The following is a 15576-nucleotide window of genomic DNA, read 5'->3' as shown; positions in this document are numbered from 1 at the left end:
GGACTCACCCGGTCCCAGGCCACTCCAACCGCGACCAGAAACCGCCACCACCGCAGCAACGCCAGCGCATAGCTGCGCACCGAGTTCGCCGACCGGCCCTGCGCGACGAAGTCCCGTAGGAAGACCTCGACCGGCTCGACCGGCTCACCGAGGCCGTCGACCAGCCTCCACGGCACCACGCCGTCGGACGCGACCACGCTTCCCCACAGCGGAAGCCGGATCGCCTCGATCACCCGATGATCGCTGTCCTCAAACACCCAGCACCCTCCAAGATCAGAGAGATGCAGACTGTTCCGACCTGTCCGACCCTGCCCTACGACACGCCGTTCGACCTCAGGAAAGTCCGGTCAACAGTTCCGTGATGACGATCCGATCGAACAGCGGACAGCACGCTGCCACGCGTCCCGGGCCTGCCACGCTCCCGAGCGTGGGCTTTGCTGGAGGTGGTGGCTATACCGCGCAGCGTTATCTGCAATGAGCTTTAGGCATTGACATCGACACGGACGGTGCTACGGTTCGCGCGTTGACCGCCCGCCGCGTACGGATCGGGGAAGGCGGCCAGGGATGACGACGCCACGCCCGCGACGCAGTTGCACCCACTGCGGCCACCGGCACGCCACCGGCCATCCGGTCCACCGCCCTGCGGGACCGGACCCCAGGGAAGGAGGAGCCGCTCCATGCCCCAGCTCGACGATCACCGTTGGATGACCCGGGCCATCGAACTCGCCCACCGCTGCCCACCCGCCGCCGGCGCCTACTCCGTGGGCGCCGTCATCGTCGACAAGAACAACCAGGAGATCGCCTTCGGCTTCTCCCGCGAGGTCGACGACGCGGTACACGCCGAGGAGTCCGCACTCGCGAAGATCGGCCCGGGCGACCCTCGGCTCGCCACCGCGACGATCTACAGCACCCTCGAACCCTGCTCCCAGCGCAAGTCCCGGCCCCGCACCTGCACCCAGCTCATCCTGGAAGCAAAGATCCCGCGAGTGGTCATCGCCTGGCGCGAACCCAGCCTCTTCGTCGCCGACTGCCAAGGCTACGAACTCCTCACCCAGGCGGGCGTCACCGTCGTGGAACTACCCGAGCTCGGTGAACAGGCCCGCGCCATGAACGCCCACCTGTCAGTCTGATCCAATTTCGGCTGACGTCCGCTCGGCCTCGGAACGCTCTGGGCCGGTGTCCGCCGCGGTCCGTTGCCCCACGGGGTGGGAAGTTAGTGCCAGGGGTGGAGCGCGCAGGCGCTCGGCAACCCGCGCCACGACCGCGGGATCCGTACTGAAGGTGGTGTCCGGCAGGCCCGGCGCGCGTGCCGGAGCGGTTCTGGCACACCGACCAGATGCGTGATGCCTTCGCGGCCCAGCACATAGGCCGGGTCTCCGCGGCCTATCGCCTGCACCCCCACCACCTCCGGGCCCATCAGCCAGGAACGGCTGGGTCGGTGGCACACCCTGACGCAGGCCCAGGTCAGCCGGATCGAGAGCGGGCCACCTATCCGTGATCTTGACCGGCTGGCGCACTGGGCGCGGACCCCGCGGATGCCGCCGCACCTGCTGTGGTTCGACCTCCCCGGGCGACCCCGGCCGACGCCGGTGACCGTCGCGCTGGCCGCCCGGCCCAGCGGGCAGCTGTCACCGCCGGTCCCGGCGGCCGCGTTCACCCGGTGCCAGTCGCCCTGGTGGTACCAGCAGCAGTCCCGCCCGCCGCGGCGCGGGCGGATCTGGCGTACCCGCCGGCGCCGCGGTCCGCGTCGACCGGAGCACCGACCAGAGCGGCCAGCGTCTGGTCGGTCAGCCTGCGCCACCGAGGGTTCGCCGGCGTGTGTGGGCCGGTGACCGTGAACAGCACCTGGGTGAAGGCGTCGGCCGTGCTGTTGACGAACTGGCGCTGGACCCAGATCGGCGGCTCGGGATCGTCCGGGAGGTACCGCATCCACACCGCCGCTGCGTAGCGCTCGGCGCCGTTCATCAGCGACAAGCCTTCCCGCTCCGGCTGGGTCACGACAGCCACCGGCCGCAGGCCAGTCGCCGTGAACAGTTGCAACCGGAACGTCGTCGGACCCAGCGCCCGCGCGACGGTGAACATGTGCTCGTCGACCACCCGGGTCCGGGGTGATGCCGCCGTCGCCATGGCGCCCAGTTTCACGCGACGGGCAGCGTCAAGCCCGTGCCAAGAGCGGGTACCTGTCCGCACGGCAAGCCGCTGCGAACCGTCTGGGCACCCGGCTACGGTCCGGACGCCCAGCCGCCGGCGGCGAGGCGGATGGCGGCGGGCACGACGGCCCACAGCACGACCAGCACGACGAAGGTGCAGCCCCCGGCGATCCAGCCGGCCGGCGCCCCCCTGACCACGTCGAAGATGAGCAGGACGACCCCGGAGACGGCCACGGCGAACAATGCCAGGCCCACCTGGGCGAGCCGGTTCGCCACCCGGATCAGCGTCTCCTTCTCCTTGCGCCGGAAGACCGCGCGGTGCAGGCTCACCGGCATGATGAGCAGCCCGGTGGCGCTGACCGTCAGCAGCACGATCACGAGATAGAGCGACTTCTGCTCGTTGCTCAACGTCGTGAACCGCTGCTGGAACGGGATGGCGAGCAGGAAGGCGGTCAGCAGCTGCACGCCCGTCTGGACGACGCGCAACTCCTGCAGCAGATCTCCCCAGTTGCGGTACCGGCGTTGCGCCGGGGTCTCCGAAGGGTCCGGCCCGCCGTTCGAGGAGCTCCCCCGGGCGGTGGAACTCCTCGCCGTCATCCCGCCGCCGTCATCCCGCCGCCGCCGTCTGCCGCCGAGCGTCGCGCAGCCGGTCGACGAGGGACACCACCGGCCCGAATACCCGCTGAGCGGTGGGGGATCCCGCGACCGAGGGGTGCGGATGGGTGGGGGCGATCGCCTGAATGGCCCGCAGTCTGCGGCCCAGGCGCACGAGTTCGGATTCGGGACGGACCTGGCGCAGCGCCTCGAACTCCTCCCGCTCCTCGCGCTCGGCGTGTTCCAGCACCGTGTGCTCGAACGCGGCGAGCTTGGCCCCGAACTCGACGCTGCTCGCCTCCATCCGATCGAGGTCGGCGAGGTCCCGACTCGCAGCCTTCTCCTCGTGGTTGCGGGCATCGGTCACCTCGGGCCCCACCACCTGCCGGCTGATCGGGCGCAGCACCACCTCCTCGCCGGTCTCGTGGGCCGCGAGCAGCGCCCGCAGCTCGTCGAACGTCTCCTGGCGGCGTCGGCCCGTCGACGTCCTGACCTTCCCGAACAGCTCGCGGATCTCGGCATGCTGCGCGAGCAGGATCCCGACCACATCGTCCTCGGGGAGCTGACTCGCCCGGGTTCGTTCCCTCGTGGCCTTGCTGACCGTNATCGCACTCTCCTCATCGCGGACCGCGCACCGGACCGTGTCCCTGCTGGCCTGCCCGCTTGGCGGGAACAGGAACCTGGTCCGAGCGGGGGATGCGCCGGACCGGGATGTCCAGGCCCAGGGATGGGCGCTCTGAGAGGAGAGCAGGAGGTTCTTCGGAATTCGGAATCAGGAGGTTCGTCATTCGGAATCAGGAGGTTCGTCGGCGCCGGGCGGGTCTACCGGCGTTCGAACATCCAGGCCGCGGCCAGCGCTACGCCGACCACGATCCCGACGAGCAGCGCCCCGCCGAACACGAAGAAACCGACCGTCCTGATCAGGGCGATCGCGATCGGCAACGCCGCGGCCAGCAGGAACACGCCGTGGGTGCGCACCGGCGTGTTCACCATGGCGATGATCTTGCGCGGGCCTGTCACCCGGTTGACGTTCAGCTCGTCGGACACCGACGGCATGAGCCGGATCGTCGTCCACGTCAGCAGGACGAAGGCGATCGACAGCCCGAGGGCGTAGAGGAGCCCCACGCCGCGGCCGAAGGCGTCGAACGCCGCACCGGCGCCGATCACGGTGATCATCAGCGGGACGTACCAGGAGGTGGTGCGGTCCTGCCGGGCCTGACCGGCGAGCCAGCGCGCCTGGGCGAACCGTTCGCCGCGCCGACCGGAACCGCCATAGTACTGATCCGCCATAGTCGCTCGACGCTCCCCTCCCACGGCCGGCGCCGTGATGCCCCCGTACCTCACGGGGACATCACGCCCCGATCTGCCCATCCTCCCCCAAGACGAGGGAAAGCCGGGCCGTTTCGGGAGGATCACCTGCCCGCCGCGCCGTCACCGCTGGATCGCGGGCCGCGCTCGGCGGGCCGCGAGAGCCGACACCGCAGGTGGCGCGGCAGGTGGCGCGGCAGGTGGCGCCGCCGGTGACCCGCCGTCCACCCGCTCGGTACGTGCCCGATCGGGCATCCCCGCCCGGGGCCCTCGATCTCGGCCCACGACCCGAAAGCTCGCGGCTCACGGCCCAAGAGCCCACGACCCGAGGGAAAGGGACTCGCACCGGGTCGAAGGTCCGCCGCGGCGGAGTCACCACACGTCGCACTAATCACTACACGTCGTACTTCCGGGCGTGCGGATGACCGCGACCGCGCACTGGGCGTGTGTCACACACTGTGAACTGATGGAGCCCAGCAGCAGCTCGGCGAATCCGCCGCGGCCCCGGGCTCCGATGACCAGGAGCTGCGCCCCCGCCGCGGCCCGCAGCAGGCTGGACGCGGCCGCTCCGCGGATCAGGTCCGTGCGCACATCGAGATCACCCGGCTCGGGCAGACCCACGCGCACCGCCTCGTCCAGCACGGCTCGCGCGGCGCCTTCGAGGGCGGCGTCGACGAGGGCCGTTCCGCCGGATCCCGTCGCATCGAGCGCGGGACCCCCGAACGCGGGACCCCCGAACGCCGACCCCCCGAACGCCGACCCGCCGAGCGCCGCATCGGCGGACCCCGGGTCACCAAATCCTGGACGATCATCGAGTACCGTGCCCCCCGATGCCGTGCCCCGAACTCCACGGCCGGCGAATCCCGGAGCGAAGCCCGTTTCGCCCGGGTCCGTCCGGATGGATCCGGTCCCGCCCGGATCCGTGTCGCCGAGCCCCGCACCAGCCGACGCCGCACCAGCCGGCGCCGCACCAGCCGGCCCGGCACGAACGGCCCCAGCGCCCACCGTGGGTACCGCACCAGCGGACCTGGCACCGCAGAGTCCCAGCCGGACAACGCACTCCGGTGGCAGCGGCGCCCAGGCGTGCATGATGCGCAGCGACGCCCGGCGCAGCGCCGCCTCCTGGGCGGCCCACCGCAGCGCGGCCAACGAGCAGGCGGACCCGTCCACCCCGACGACGACGGGCCCGCTCTCGGCCGGCTCCGCCGACCTGCCGTGGACCACGACCACCNGCACCGACGCCCCGTACACGCACGCCATGCTGACCGAACCGGCCGGCAGGCGGCGCGGCCGGTCACGGCCGCGGGCACCGAGGACGAGCATGACCGCGCCCTCCGACTCGGTCAGTATCGTGTCCACCGGGCTCCCGTACACGGTCCGCTCGACGATCCAGGCGTCGGGCTGGGCCTCGCGGACCCGGTTGACGACGTCGTGCAGCATCCACTGGGCCGTCCAGCGGGGATGCTCCGGTGAGGTGGCGGGCGGCGGCTTCACCCGCGTGCAGAACGGGCCGGCCGCGGCCCAGACGAGCACGGCACGCACCCGCGCGCTACAACGACGCCCCGCGCGCACGGCCCACCGCAGCGCGCGCTCGGCATCTGTCGACCCGTCGATCCCGACCACGATGTCCGCCACGCGACACCGCCTCCCCTCCGAGCATCCTCGCTCGCCGAGCAGGCATCCGTCCCGATCCCGTGTCTACTACAACACGAAGAGACAACGGACGCGAGGGGAGACAGACGGGAGACAGTGGATGGATCTCCCGGCAGNGGCGGACGCCGGTCATGAACAGGTCGATATCGTTCATGAAACGGTAACAGATCTCGGTGCCGACCAGGGTGTGCGCGGAAAACCCGAGGGAACACCAGGAGAGGAGGTGGTACGGATGTCGGTCCGTCCAACCCCCGCCTCGGTGCTCGGGCCGAAGGCCGAGGTTCCCGAGCCGGCGACGGCGGTGGTGGAGCTGCTGGGGATACTGCGCCGCCATCTGGGCATGGATCTTGCCTGGCTCGGTCGCATCGAGGCGGACGTCCTCGTCGTGCAGGTCATCAACGGGGACGGCGCGTCGTTCCAGCTGGCCCCGGGCTCCACCGTTCGGCGCGAGAGCGCCCTGTTCGGACGCGTCCTGTCCGGTGAGTTTCCCACCGTCATCCCGGACACCCGAGCCGATCCGCGCATCCTGCGACTGCCCGTCGTCGACGAACTCGACGTGGGGGCCTACGCCGCCGTGCCGGTGGTCGACAGCGACGGCATCGTCTACGGCCTGGCCGGCTGTCTCGGGCACGGGCCGCATCCGCACCTGCGGCCGCGCGACGGCCGGTTCCTGCGGATGATCGCGGAGATCCTCGGCGATTCCGTGACCGACCTGCACCGGATGTGGGAGGTCCGCAGCCGCGTCTGGCGCGACGTCAGCCATGTGATCGACGGCGGGGGGCCCGCGCTCGCCTTCCAGCCGGTGCTCGACCTCGAACACGGAAAGATCATCGGAGTGGAGGCGCTGTCCCGGTTCTCGGACTACGCCCGCAGCCCGTCACAGTGGTTCACCGCGGCAGGCTCCGTCGGCCTCAACGTCGATCTCGAACTCGCCGCGGTCCGACGCGCGCTCGCCGTGCTGCCCCGGCTGCCGACGCACATGATCCTCGCGATTAACGTCTCGGCGACGACCCTCTCGGCCGGCCTGGTGGACATGATCATGAACGAGGATGCCGAACGCATCCTCGTGGAGATCACCGAGCACGAACGGATCGGCGACACTCCGGCGATCAACCGCGACATCGAGCACCTGCGCCGGCTCGGCGTCCGCATCGCCGCCGACGACGTGGGTACCGGCTATGCCGGGCTGGAACAGCTCGTCCGGCTGCGACCGGAGATCATCAAGATGGACTGCTGCCTGACCCAGGGCATCGACACCGACCCGGCCCGGCGGGCCGTGGCCGCCGGGCTGGTGCACGTCGCCAAGGAGATCGGAGGCAGCGNGGTCGCCGAGGGCATCGAGACCGCGGCCGAACTCCAGGCCACCCGGGAGACCGCGATCCCCTACGGCCAGGGCTTCCTTCTCGGCCCGCCCACCCCCGTCCTGCCCGAGGCCGTCAGGTAAGCCCCGGCGTCAGGTAAGCCCCGGCGCGCCCGGCCGCAGCGGCGGCGGTCAACCATCGACGGCGGGGCTCTCCCGACGCAACCGGAACCAGACGACCTTCCCGTCGCCGGGGATGACGTCGGCGCCCCAGGTCTCAGCGAGCTCGGCCACCAGGTGCATACCCCGCCCGCCGAGCGAGTCGGTGTCGACCTGCTGCACCTGCGGGAGGCGGCTGTCCGGATCCTGGACGCCGACCCACACCTGGTGGTCGGTTGTCCGGATCTCCAGAACCGGCTCACCGCGGCCGTGCACGACGGCGTTGGTGACCAGTTCGCTGGCGAGCAGCACGACGATCTCGGTCAGCTCCGCCGCGAAGCCGGTGCCGGCGAGGCCCGCGGCCAGCCGGACCCGGGCCTGCCGGGGCGCGATCGGGCTGAGCGGCAGCACGAACCTGTCCAACGGCTCGCCGGGCTCGCCGGGCTCGCCCGACTCGCCGGGCAGCTCCGGTTTACCCGTCATGTGAAAGACATTTCCTTGCAATCATGTGGATAAACCCGGTGTCGGAGCTCAGTCCGTGACCCGCGCGAGCACCTCGTCCCAGTCCCGCAGGAAACGATCGAGACCGTACCGGGCCAGGGCCGCCCGCCGGGCCTTCTTCCCGTACGCCCGAGCGAGGTCCACCGAAGCGGGAACGGTCCAGCTCAGCGCACGCCGCGCGGGCGGAACTGAACGCTGATCCGCGGCCCGACCGGCCGCGCCGTCTTGGGCACGGCATGATCCCACGTGCGCTGGCAACTGCCTCCCATCACGAGCAGGTCGCCGTGGCCCAGGTCGTGCCGGATCGCCGGGCCGCCCCCGCCCCGCGGCCGCAGCAGCAACGCACGCGGGGCGCCCAGGACGGCGATCGCGACCATGGTGTCGCGGAACCCACCCGGCCCGACGCGATCGCCATGCCAGGCCACACTGTCACGCCCGTCGCGATACAGGCACAGCCCGGCGGTAGCGAAGCCCTCGCCCAACTCGGCCGCATAGTGCTCGTCGAGGACCCGCTTCGCCGCGCCGAGCGNCGGATCGGGCAGCGACGCACGCTCGTCGTAGAAGGCGAGCAGCCGGGGAATGTCGACGACCCTGTCGTACATCGTCCGCTGCTCCGCCCGCCAGGGGACACGATCGCGCAGCCGCTCGAAGAGCACGTCGGCTCCAACGATCCAGCGGGGCCGCACATCGACCCACGCACCCCGCGCGAGCCCGACTCGTCGGACGGACGTCCCGAGTGGGCCGACCTCGATCGCCGGGGCGTCATCGAGCAACGAGGCCTGGAACGCCGCGATCTCCATGCTTCGACACTACCAAACACACGTTCGAAGACAGGTCTGCGACAAGCCCGAAGGCCCGAAGGCCGTCACAGGTTGACAGGCGAGTAATCGGAGCAGGAATAGACGAGGGTAGCCGGCGGGGTCCCCTCGAACCGCATCGTTCCGATGTACGTCGCCCCCGTCGGCGACTTCCGCGAGGTCTTCAGCTCCACGACAGGCCTACGGATCCCGCTTTCCAACCGAAGGCACGACGTAACCGGCACCCGGAGGTCCGCCGCTCCCGCTGCGGCGAAAAACACGACCGTCCGACCGGCTCCGACGCGTACCTCCAGCACGTTCACGAAGTAGTTGTCGTCGTAAACGCTCACCGCCACCGATGGCATCGTCACCGTGCCGAGGAGCGCGGCCGAGTAGTCCGCCTGGCACGAGTAGCGGAAACGGTAGCTTCCCGGCAGCGCGAGCGAGAACGTCAGTGTTCCGGAATACCGTCCGGAGGAGCTCACCGGCACGTCGGCCTGGACGGGAAACAGCCGGAGCTCGCGAGAACCCGACGAGACCAGCACGCAGGATGTCCGCGGATCCCGCAGGTCGCTACGGCCGGTCGCGTCGAATCCGACCCGCAGCAGGAAGCCGTCCTGCCGGCTTCTGGTGAGAGTTGCGTAATAGTCGGCGCTGTACTGCGACACCCCGGGCGCGGCGGCGGAGAAGGAGGGCACGACGGTGAGCTCCTGGGACGGTCGGGGGGAGCCTGCTGCAGTGGCCGAACTCGTTCGCGCCCCGGTCCCCGCACTGGTCCCCGCACCGCTCGCGGCCCCGCTCCCCGCCCCGCTCGCGGCCGCGGACGGCGATACCCTCGGGACGCCGTCTTCCGGTCCGGTCGCGGCCACCGTCGCGGACGCGGTGCCGGTCAGGGACCCGTCGCCCGGATGGGCGCCGACACCACCGCGGGCGAGGAACNCCCCGGCCAGGATCGCGAGGACGGCTGTCAACGTCCCGGCCACGAGCCACACCCGTCCTGAGGGACGGCCAGGCGCCCCGGGCAGCCCAGGTGCCCCAGGCGCCCCGGGCAGCCCAGGCGTCCCAGGCATCCCGGAGTCAGGCCACCGCGAACCGCCTGCCTCCGGCTCGCCGACGGGCGGCAGCAGGGCCGTTGCCGGTCGCGAGACCGTAGGTACCCGCGGCAACGGCGGTGTCGGTACCTGTGCCGGCACCAGCACCGGTGATGCCGGTCCCCCGGCCGCGAGGGAGGCGAGGGCGCGCGCGGCAGCCGCGGCATCCAGCCGGACTACCGGGTCCTTCTCGAGCATCGCATCCAGCACCGGCCGAAGTGGACCGGCGAGCACGGTCGGGCGCGGCGGTTCGAACAGGATCGCGCTGAGCAGCCCGGCGGTCGTGTCGGCCTGGAACGGTAACCTCCCCTCCACCATCTGGTAAAGGGTGACTCCCAGGGAGAACACGTCACTACGCCCGTCCGCGGGCTGACCGCCAAGCCGTTCGGGAGCGACATAGGCGATGGTGCCGACCACTCCGGCGGCGGTCATCCGACTGTCGTCGTTGTGCGCGGCGATACCGAAGTCGGTGACGAGTGCCCGGCCACTCTCCGCCAGCAGGATGTTGCCCGGTTTGATGTCGCGATGAACGACGCCCTTCGCANGGGCGAAGGNGNGGGCATCGGCGACCGCCGCTCCGATCGACGCTGTCTCATCCGGCCGTAGCCCGCCCGATCCCCGCAGCCGGTCCGCTACCGACCGAGCCGGGATGATGAGGTCCATGACGATCCACGGCAGCCCGCCGTCCTCGACCACGTCATGGACGCTGACGATCCCGGGGTGACCCCGAAGGCGGGCGGCGTTCATCCCTTCCCGCCGTGCGCGGGCGATCCGTTCGGTCCACTCCCCCGGCGTGGAGTCGACGGGGATCGAGACTTCCTTGAGCGCGACGTCGACCCGCAGCATCTGGTCGGTCGCCCGCCAGACGGCCCCCATCCCGCCAGCCCCGAGGCGGTCCTGGAGTCGGTAACGGCCGGCGACGACCAGTCCCGCATGGCCTACCACGGTTCTCCCCGATCCTCCCCGTCCGTGCCGTCCGTGCCGTCCGTTCTGGACGGCTACTTTAGTGAGGGTTCCGTGGATGTCTCCCCGCCGGCCCGGTCGACCCGGTCGACCTGATCCCGACTTACCAGGTCGCCGATCGCGCACTCGTCGTGGGGCCGCCGAATTCAGGGGAGGAAATAACGGTCCAGGGGCCACCGACCGTACCCAGGTCCCCCGAACTCAGGTTCGACCGGCTCGGGTCCCCGTGCCCAGATCCCCCGAGCTCAGGTTCGGCGCCGGGGGGTGCGGGGCGTTGCGTGCGCCGAGCATCTCGGCGGCGATCTCGCGGACCTCGGCCATGCTCGGGACGGCGTGCCCCGCGTCGGTCAGCTCCCGCTGCACGGAGGTCATCTCCACCTCGGGCATGCCGCAGGGCGTCGCCCAGGTCCATGGCCGCATGTCGCAGTCGACGTTGAGCGCGAATCCGTGGCTGGTCACCTTGCGCGTGCACCGCAGGCCGATGGACGCGATCTTCCGGTTGGTCCGGCGGGTCCAGACCCCCGTGAGCTCGACGGACCCGGGCGGGGNGTCCCNCCGCTCGGCCGGAATGCCGAGCGCCTCGACCGTGTCCACCAACCGGGCCTCCAACAGCCGCAGGAACGGCACCACCGCGTTCATCGCGCCGATATGACACATCACGTAGCCCACCAGCTGGCCGGGGGCGTGGTACGTCAGCAGCCCACCCCGGTTGGTCTCGTGAACCGGGATGCCCAGCCCCGCGAGCGGGCGGTGCTCGGGCGGGGTCCGCTTGCCGACGGTGTAGACCGGCGGATGCGACAGGAACCACAGCGTGTCCGGCCGCACGCCGTCGATCCGTTCCCGCACCATCACCCGCATCCGTGCCATGGCAACCTCGTAGTCGACAAGATCGTCGTCGAGGCGCAGCAGGATCTCAGGCCAGGTCACCGGGCCCGGGCCCGGGCCCGGGCCGCTGTCCACCCCGTCGNCGGCGTCCACCCGGTCGATAGCATTCGCGGGGTTCACGGCATTCACCTCTCCACCGTATGCCCGGTCCACCGTATGCCCGGGTTCCGGCGGTCCGGGCCGGGATGATCCCGCGCGGTCGGCGTACCGTGGCCCACAGGGAGCAGCGATGACGTACGACATTCTCGCCGACCTCGTCGTGGTGGCCCACCTGCTCGGGATCGCGTTCATCATCTTCGGTGGGCTGCTGGTCCGGCGGCGGCGCTGGCTGCTCTGGCTGCATGTGCCCGCCGTCATCTGGGGTGTAACGATCATCACGATCGGGTTCACCTGTCCGCTGACCCCGCTGGAGAAGTATCTGCGACGGCTCGATGGTCAACCGGCCTACCAGGGCGGTTTCATCGATCATTACCTTGCGGGCGTCCTCTACCCGGACGATCTCACCTGGCTCGTCCGCTCGCTGGCCGCGCTGATCGTGGTCGTTGCCTACGTGCGCGTCTGCCTGGACCTACACCGACGACGGTCCCGACCGACGGTGGACACCGGACCGGATCCGGCATCATCCGACCCCGGCCAGCGATGACCGTGATGACCGGCGGTGGGTCAGGCCGAGGCCGGCTACGACGTCACGGCACTGCGAGGTCACGGCGCTACGACACCGCCACCGGCGCACCCCGAATACCCCAGCGGGCACACCGCCTACGCTGGCGCCGCCCAGCCGGTGTTCGCGGGGCGGCGCCGGGTGTCTCAACCGGCGGTGAGCCAGTGGGACACGGCGTCGCCCGTCACGACTCGCACGGTCAGGATTACCGCGGCGACCGCGAGAAGCGGAACGACGACCCAGTGTTCGATCCTGCCGTCCGTCCGGGGAACCAGGACTGTCTCCATCCGCCAGGTGACCGGCCAGAGAAGAGGGCAGCCGCGCGGGGTCAGGCAGTCCCCGGCCAGGTGGGCGAGACAGCCCAGGGTGACCGCGTAGCCGGCGAAGCTCATGTCAATGCCGTGCATGAGAAAGACAGCGACCCCGGCGGTCACGCAGTCCATGACGGACGACCAGTGCTCGTGCTTCTCGAAGTCCAGGCCGAGCCCACGTAACCCGAAGCCCACGAGGACGAACAGCGCGGCCCACCACCCATACTCGAAACGGGCAGCCAGCAGGCCCATGACCACACCCATGCCGAGCGCGAAGAGGATCGAGTGGGTGGCGTGCCGGTGGCCACCGGCGGCCCTGCTGATCCACCTGCACATAACCCGGGTGACCGGCCCGAAGGTGTTGGCGATCCGACCGTGGGGATGGTCGATGTCGGGCAGGAGCGCCGCGCCCGCGGATACCACCGCGCCGGCGATCACCTGGGACGAGGACAAGGACACCGCGTGCGAGCCCAACCACTGCTCCCGGGACAGCAGGGGTGCGACGGCCAACCAGACCACCGCCCCGCTCAGGGCGTGGGTCCGTCCCATCATGGCAGCTCAACCTCAATGATCAGCATCGTCAGACTGTATCCAGCCGATCCAGCCGCCGCGCGCCGAGCGACGTTCGGCTGTCCCGTGGCAAGCGGGCTCCGCGTGTGGTCCTAGAAGCCGAGCCGCTGATACACGCCGTTGCTGGTCGGATCAGCCGGATCGGTGAACAGCAGGACCTCGTGCGCTCCCGCGTCCAGCGCAGCCTGGCTCACCGCTGCCGTCACAGCCCCGGCATAGCCCAATGGCGCTTAGTTAAGCGGTCCGAGCAAGGATGATCTTCGATTGTTGATCATGACGGATGCCGGTGTCTGTTGGGCGTTTGACTCGGTAGGCGCTGTGGCGGCCTCGTCTGATGGCGCGTGGGTACGTGCGGTGGCGGCGCACCGGGTTGAGCTGTTCGATGATCTCTGTGAAGATTTCCCGAAGCGCGTGCGTGTGGTCCTCAGTAGGGTCGGGGAATGGCGCGGTGGCCGTCGGCTCCGTTTCCATTCCCCGCCACATCGATCCGTGCATGCCGTTCTCCGGCACACGGCTCTCCGACGTTCTTCACCGTCGGCGTTCGGCCTTGCCTCGCCATGGCTTGTTCGGCCAGGGCGGAATGGGTCTGGCGGTCCGTGACATGACTAGTAGCCCGAGGTAGTTCTTCGACGACTAGCCGACGATCCAGCGTCCGATTTTCCCTCCGTGATCCCACGGGAAATGACCTCGCGATCCTCCGCTGTCAACACCGCGCCGCGCACCGAACCTCCAGATCAGTAGGCCACGTTCCTACCAGACCCGATCTATGACCGGATTCATACGTGGTGCACTGACCTATTGAGACCGAGCGGGCTTCGCCCCGCTGGTGGGTCTTCACCTCATCGAAGATTCTTTCAATTTCCCACCGCTCATGGTAGCCCGTGGCGAGTTCCACCGCGGATATATCGGTTTGGTCAAGGATGTTGGTGATGAGGCAGATCAGTTCTCCGGTGCCGGCTCCGGTGCGGTCGGGCACCGTGTATTCGATGACGCGGACGGGTGTCGCGTAGTCCTCGGGAAAATCGCGGCCCGCGCGGGCGTCGACGATGAGCTGTTCCCGCCGTTTCCCGCTTAGTTTCGGATTGATGACAATGGAGAGGTAGGAGCCGTCAGGGAGCGGTTGGATGACCGGTAGCGCGAGGTTGGACCTGACTCGCCAGAGCAGGTCCGCGCCGGTGTCAAGTGCCTGGTGCCACAGGTCGCGGCCGTAGAAGTTGCGGTCGGCGGTGAGGAGCATCCCGGGTTCGCAGGCGTCGAAGAGAGTGGCGGCGAGGGTGCGTTCGTCGCTCGCCCGGGGGCCGACCGCGGCGGCGACGATCGCGTGCGTGCCGCATTCGGCGAGCGCGACAACATGGACCTGTGGCAGGGCGCTGGCCTTGTGTCCGTTGGTGTGCCGTCCGAACCTGGCCACGTTCTCGGGGGTGTCCGCGGCGTCGAGGAAGAACCCGTCGATCGCCGTCAGCCGCCGGGAACGCAGCCATGCGCCCTTGGTACCCCGCCCCGCGACCGGCACCGCGACACGTTCAAACAACAGTTTCAGAGGCGCGGCGCCGAGTCTGATCCGTGCCTGCGAGATCGCCCCGCTAGTTGGGACCTGCCAGTCACCCTTCCAGTTCCCCAGCCACCTCAACGCACCGGCGAGTTTACGCATGACTTCTTCGTAGTCATCGTCGAAGAAGAGGCACATCGCCATCGTGAAGTACACCATGACCCGGGCTGGCAGCAGCCTGGTACGCCGTTCCTGCCGTTTCGTCTCCACCAGCGCTTCATCGACGAGATCCCGGGGAACGATTCTGGCGAGCACACCGATCGAAATACGGTCGGTCAGCCGCTCGCTGTCCACGGCTGGCAATTCCACTACCTGACGAAGGCGCACCACACCCGGATGCTATCTGCCGACCGCCCGACTCCCGATGTGAACTCTCCGCCGCCCACTGATCGACGTTGAGGAACTGGACCGAACGCCGTGTTCGAAAATTGATCGACGCGGGATCGGACGTTGGCATGTCGGGATGGACAGGCGTCCCTCTAACTTAATCGAGCGGCATTGCCACCTCAGACTCATCCGCGTCGCCTCACCACAAAGGACCGCCCCCATGATCAGACTCGCGTTTTACGGCAGGGTCTCCACCGAAGACCAGCAGGATCCAGAGGCCTCCCGTAACTGGCAGATCGCCCGCGCACGAGCCCTGCTGGTGATCCTGCGTGAAGCCGACTCCACCGGCAAGGCCGAGGTCTACCGTGAACTTGGCCTGAAGCTTATCTACGATCACGAAACAGAGACGATCACAGCCGAAGCCACACCAAGATCATCGGCGTGCGTAGTGTCTGTGTCCGAGGGGGGATTCGGCCACTACGCACACGCCCTTAACCAGCGCAGGCGCATACCGGTTGCCCGGCAAGCGGGCGACCGGTAACAGCCCGCGTGCCGGCCCTGCGTCACCGCCGCACCGAACACTCATGCGCCCCCGGAATCCTGCCGGCCGGCTTGCCCGGCAACGCCCAGCAGACGCCGCTACAACCGACCGAGATCGATCTTGACCGGGAAAGGTGCGGCAGCATCGACGGCGCCCGTGAAGACCTCAGCGCCACGGTACGTTCCGGTCGCCGGGTCGAGGACGTAGGTATAGACG

At 69.7% G+C, this 15576-nt stretch carries 15 protein-coding genes and 3 pseudogenes; 4 read left to right on the top strand and 14 right to left on the bottom strand.

Annotated features, from left to right (window positions below):
* Positions 1–257, bottom strand: a pseudogene (locus tag CED_RS19385) (site-specific integrase); the annotation flags it as partial.
* A 420-nt stretch (positions 258–677) separates the two neighbouring features.
* Here CED_RS19385 and CED_RS19375 point away from each other — a divergent pair.
* Positions 678–1130, top strand: coding sequence for a deaminase (locus CED_RS19375; protein WP_011436565.1), 453 nt, complete (start codon positions 678–680; stop codon positions 1128–1130).
* 523 nt (positions 1131–1653) lie between these two features.
* Here CED_RS19375 and CED_RS19370 read toward each other — a convergent pair.
* The 5 genes from CED_RS19370 to CED_RS25570 all read right to left on the bottom strand — a co-directional run bounded on the left by CED_RS19370 (position 1654) and on the right by CED_RS25570 (position 5687).
* Positions 1654–2142: a hypothetical protein gene (locus tag CED_RS19370; RefSeq protein ID WP_035913025.1), complete on the bottom strand. Its 489-nt coding sequence runs from the start codon at positions 2140–2142 to the stop codon at positions 1654–1656.
* An 80-nt stretch (positions 2143–2222) separates the two neighbouring features.
* Positions 2223–2747, bottom strand: coding sequence for a DUF6328 family protein (locus CED_RS19365; protein ID WP_011436562.1), 525 nt, complete (start codon positions 2745–2747; stop codon positions 2223–2225).
* Positions 2748–2757: 10 nt separating this feature from the next.
* Positions 2758–3291 carry a hemerythrin domain-containing protein gene (locus tag CED_RS19360; protein ID WP_235187177.1) on the bottom strand — a complete coding sequence of 178 codons (534 nt, stop codon included), beginning with the start codon at positions 3289–3291 and terminating at the stop codon, positions 2758–2760.
* A 275-nt stretch (positions 3292–3566) separates the two neighbouring features.
* On the bottom strand, positions 3567–4034 hold the full coding sequence (locus CED_RS19355; protein ID WP_011436560.1) for a hypothetical protein: 468 nt from the start codon (positions 4032–4034) through the stop codon (positions 3567–3569).
* A gap of 405 nt (positions 4035–4439) precedes the next feature.
* Positions 4440–5687, bottom strand: a complete 1248-nt coding sequence (locus CED_RS25570; protein ID WP_035913022.1) for a universal stress protein — start codon at positions 5685–5687, stop codon at positions 4440–4442.
* A 250-nt stretch (positions 5688–5937) separates the two neighbouring features.
* Here CED_RS25570 and CED_RS19345 point away from each other — a divergent pair, with 250 nt between their 5' ends.
* The gene (locus CED_RS19345; protein ID WP_035913038.1) at positions 5938–7149 is read left to right on the top strand and encodes an EAL domain-containing protein; all 1212 of its coding nucleotides are present in this window, start codon (positions 5938–5940) and stop codon (positions 7147–7149) included.
* Positions 7150–7197: 48 nt separating this feature from the next.
* Here CED_RS19345 and CED_RS19340 read toward each other — a convergent pair whose 3' ends face one another.
* From CED_RS19340 to lipB, 4 genes are all read right to left on the bottom strand, one after another.
* Positions 7198–7647, bottom strand: coding sequence for an ATP-binding protein (locus tag CED_RS19340; protein ID WP_023842000.1), 450 nt, complete (start codon positions 7645–7647; stop codon positions 7198–7200).
* 182 nt (positions 7648–7829) lie between these two features.
* Positions 7830–8465 (bottom strand): alpha-ketoglutarate-dependent dioxygenase AlkB, encoded by a 636-nt coding sequence (locus tag CED_RS19335; protein WP_035913020.1) that lies wholly within the window; start codon positions 8463–8465, stop codon positions 7830–7832.
* A gap of 65 nt (positions 8466–8530) precedes the next feature.
* On the bottom strand, positions 8531–10498 hold the full coding sequence (locus CED_RS21725; RefSeq protein WP_051868937.1) for a serine/threonine-protein kinase: 1968 nt from the start codon (positions 10496–10498) through the stop codon (positions 8531–8533).
* Positions 10499–10717: 219 nt separating this feature from the next.
* The gene (lipB, locus tag CED_RS19325; RefSeq protein ID WP_235187175.1) at positions 10718–11521 is read right to left on the bottom strand and encodes a lipoyl(octanoyl) transferase LipB; all 804 of its coding nucleotides are present in this window, start codon (positions 11519–11521) and stop codon (positions 10718–10720) included.
* A gap of 109 nt (positions 11522–11630) precedes the next feature.
* Between lipB and CED_RS19320 the strand changes: the two genes are divergently transcribed.
* A complete protein-coding gene (locus tag CED_RS19320; protein ID WP_011436553.1) occupies positions 11631–12044 on the top strand; it encodes a DUF2784 domain-containing protein in 414 nt (137 codons plus the stop codon).
* 164 nt (positions 12045–12208) lie between these two features.
* Here CED_RS19320 and CED_RS19315 read toward each other — a convergent pair whose 3' ends face one another.
* From CED_RS19315 to CED_RS19310, 3 genes and pseudogenes are all read right to left on the bottom strand, one after another.
* The gene (locus CED_RS19315; protein ID WP_011436552.1) at positions 12209–12925 is read right to left on the bottom strand and encodes a metal-dependent hydrolase; all 717 of its coding nucleotides are present in this window, start codon (positions 12923–12925) and stop codon (positions 12209–12211) included.
* Positions 12926–13035: 110 nt separating this feature from the next.
* Positions 13036–13164 (bottom strand): annotated as a pseudogene (locus tag CED_RS26370) (GNAT family N-acetyltransferase); the annotation flags it as partial.
* A 482-nt stretch (positions 13165–13646) separates the two neighbouring features.
* The gene (locus CED_RS19310; RefSeq protein ID WP_369807862.1) at positions 13647–14822 is read right to left on the bottom strand and encodes an IS4 family transposase; all 1176 of its coding nucleotides are present in this window, start codon (positions 14820–14822) and stop codon (positions 13647–13649) included.
* Between the two features lie 217 nt (positions 14823–15039).
* Here CED_RS19310 and CED_RS19305 point away from each other — a divergent pair, with 217 nt between their 5' ends.
* Complete coding sequence (locus tag CED_RS19305; protein WP_011436548.1) at positions 15040–15360, top strand: hypothetical protein; 321 nt, start codon at positions 15040–15042, stop codon at positions 15358–15360.
* A gap of 98 nt (positions 15361–15458) precedes the next feature.
* Here the strand turns inward: CED_RS19305 and CED_RS25565 are convergent.
* Positions 15459–15576, bottom strand: a pseudogene (locus CED_RS25565) (Uma2 family endonuclease); the annotation flags it as partial.

Origin of the sequence: Frankia sp. CeD (assembly GCF_000732115.1) — a bacterium.
GTDB classification, from domain to species: domain Bacteria; phylum Actinomycetota; class Actinomycetes; order Frankiales; family Frankiaceae; genus Frankia; species Frankia casuarinae.
This window is presented reverse-complemented; position numbering and strand designations above follow the sequence as displayed.

Bases quoted from the DNA above. Each gene is read 5' to 3' on its own strand.
- CED_RS19305 (WP_011436548.1), top strand. From the start codon at position 15,040: ATGATCAGACTCGCGTTTTACGGCAGGGTCTCCACCGAAGACCAGCAG.
- CED_RS19355 (WP_011436560.1), bottom strand. From the start codon at position 4,034: ATGGCGGATCAGTACTATGGCGGTTCCGGTCGGCGCGGCGAACGGTTC.
- CED_RS19340 (WP_023842000.1), bottom strand. From the start codon at position 7,647: ATGACGGGTAAACCGGAGCTGCCCGGCGAGTCGGGCGAGCCCGGCGAG.
- CED_RS19365 (WP_011436562.1), bottom strand. From the start codon at position 2,747: ATGACGGCGAGGAGTTCCACCGCCCGGGGGAGCTCCTCGAACGGCGGG.
- CED_RS19315 (WP_011436552.1), bottom strand. From the start codon at position 12,925: ATGATGGGACGGACCCACGCCCTGAGCGGGGCGGTGGTCTGGTTGGCC.
- CED_RS19375 (WP_011436565.1), top strand. From the start codon at position 678: ATGCCCCAGCTCGACGATCACCGTTGGATGACCCGGGCCATCGAACTC.
- CED_RS19320 (WP_011436553.1), top strand. From the start codon at position 11,631: ATGACGTACGACATTCTCGCCGACCTCGTCGTGGTGGCCCACCTGCTC.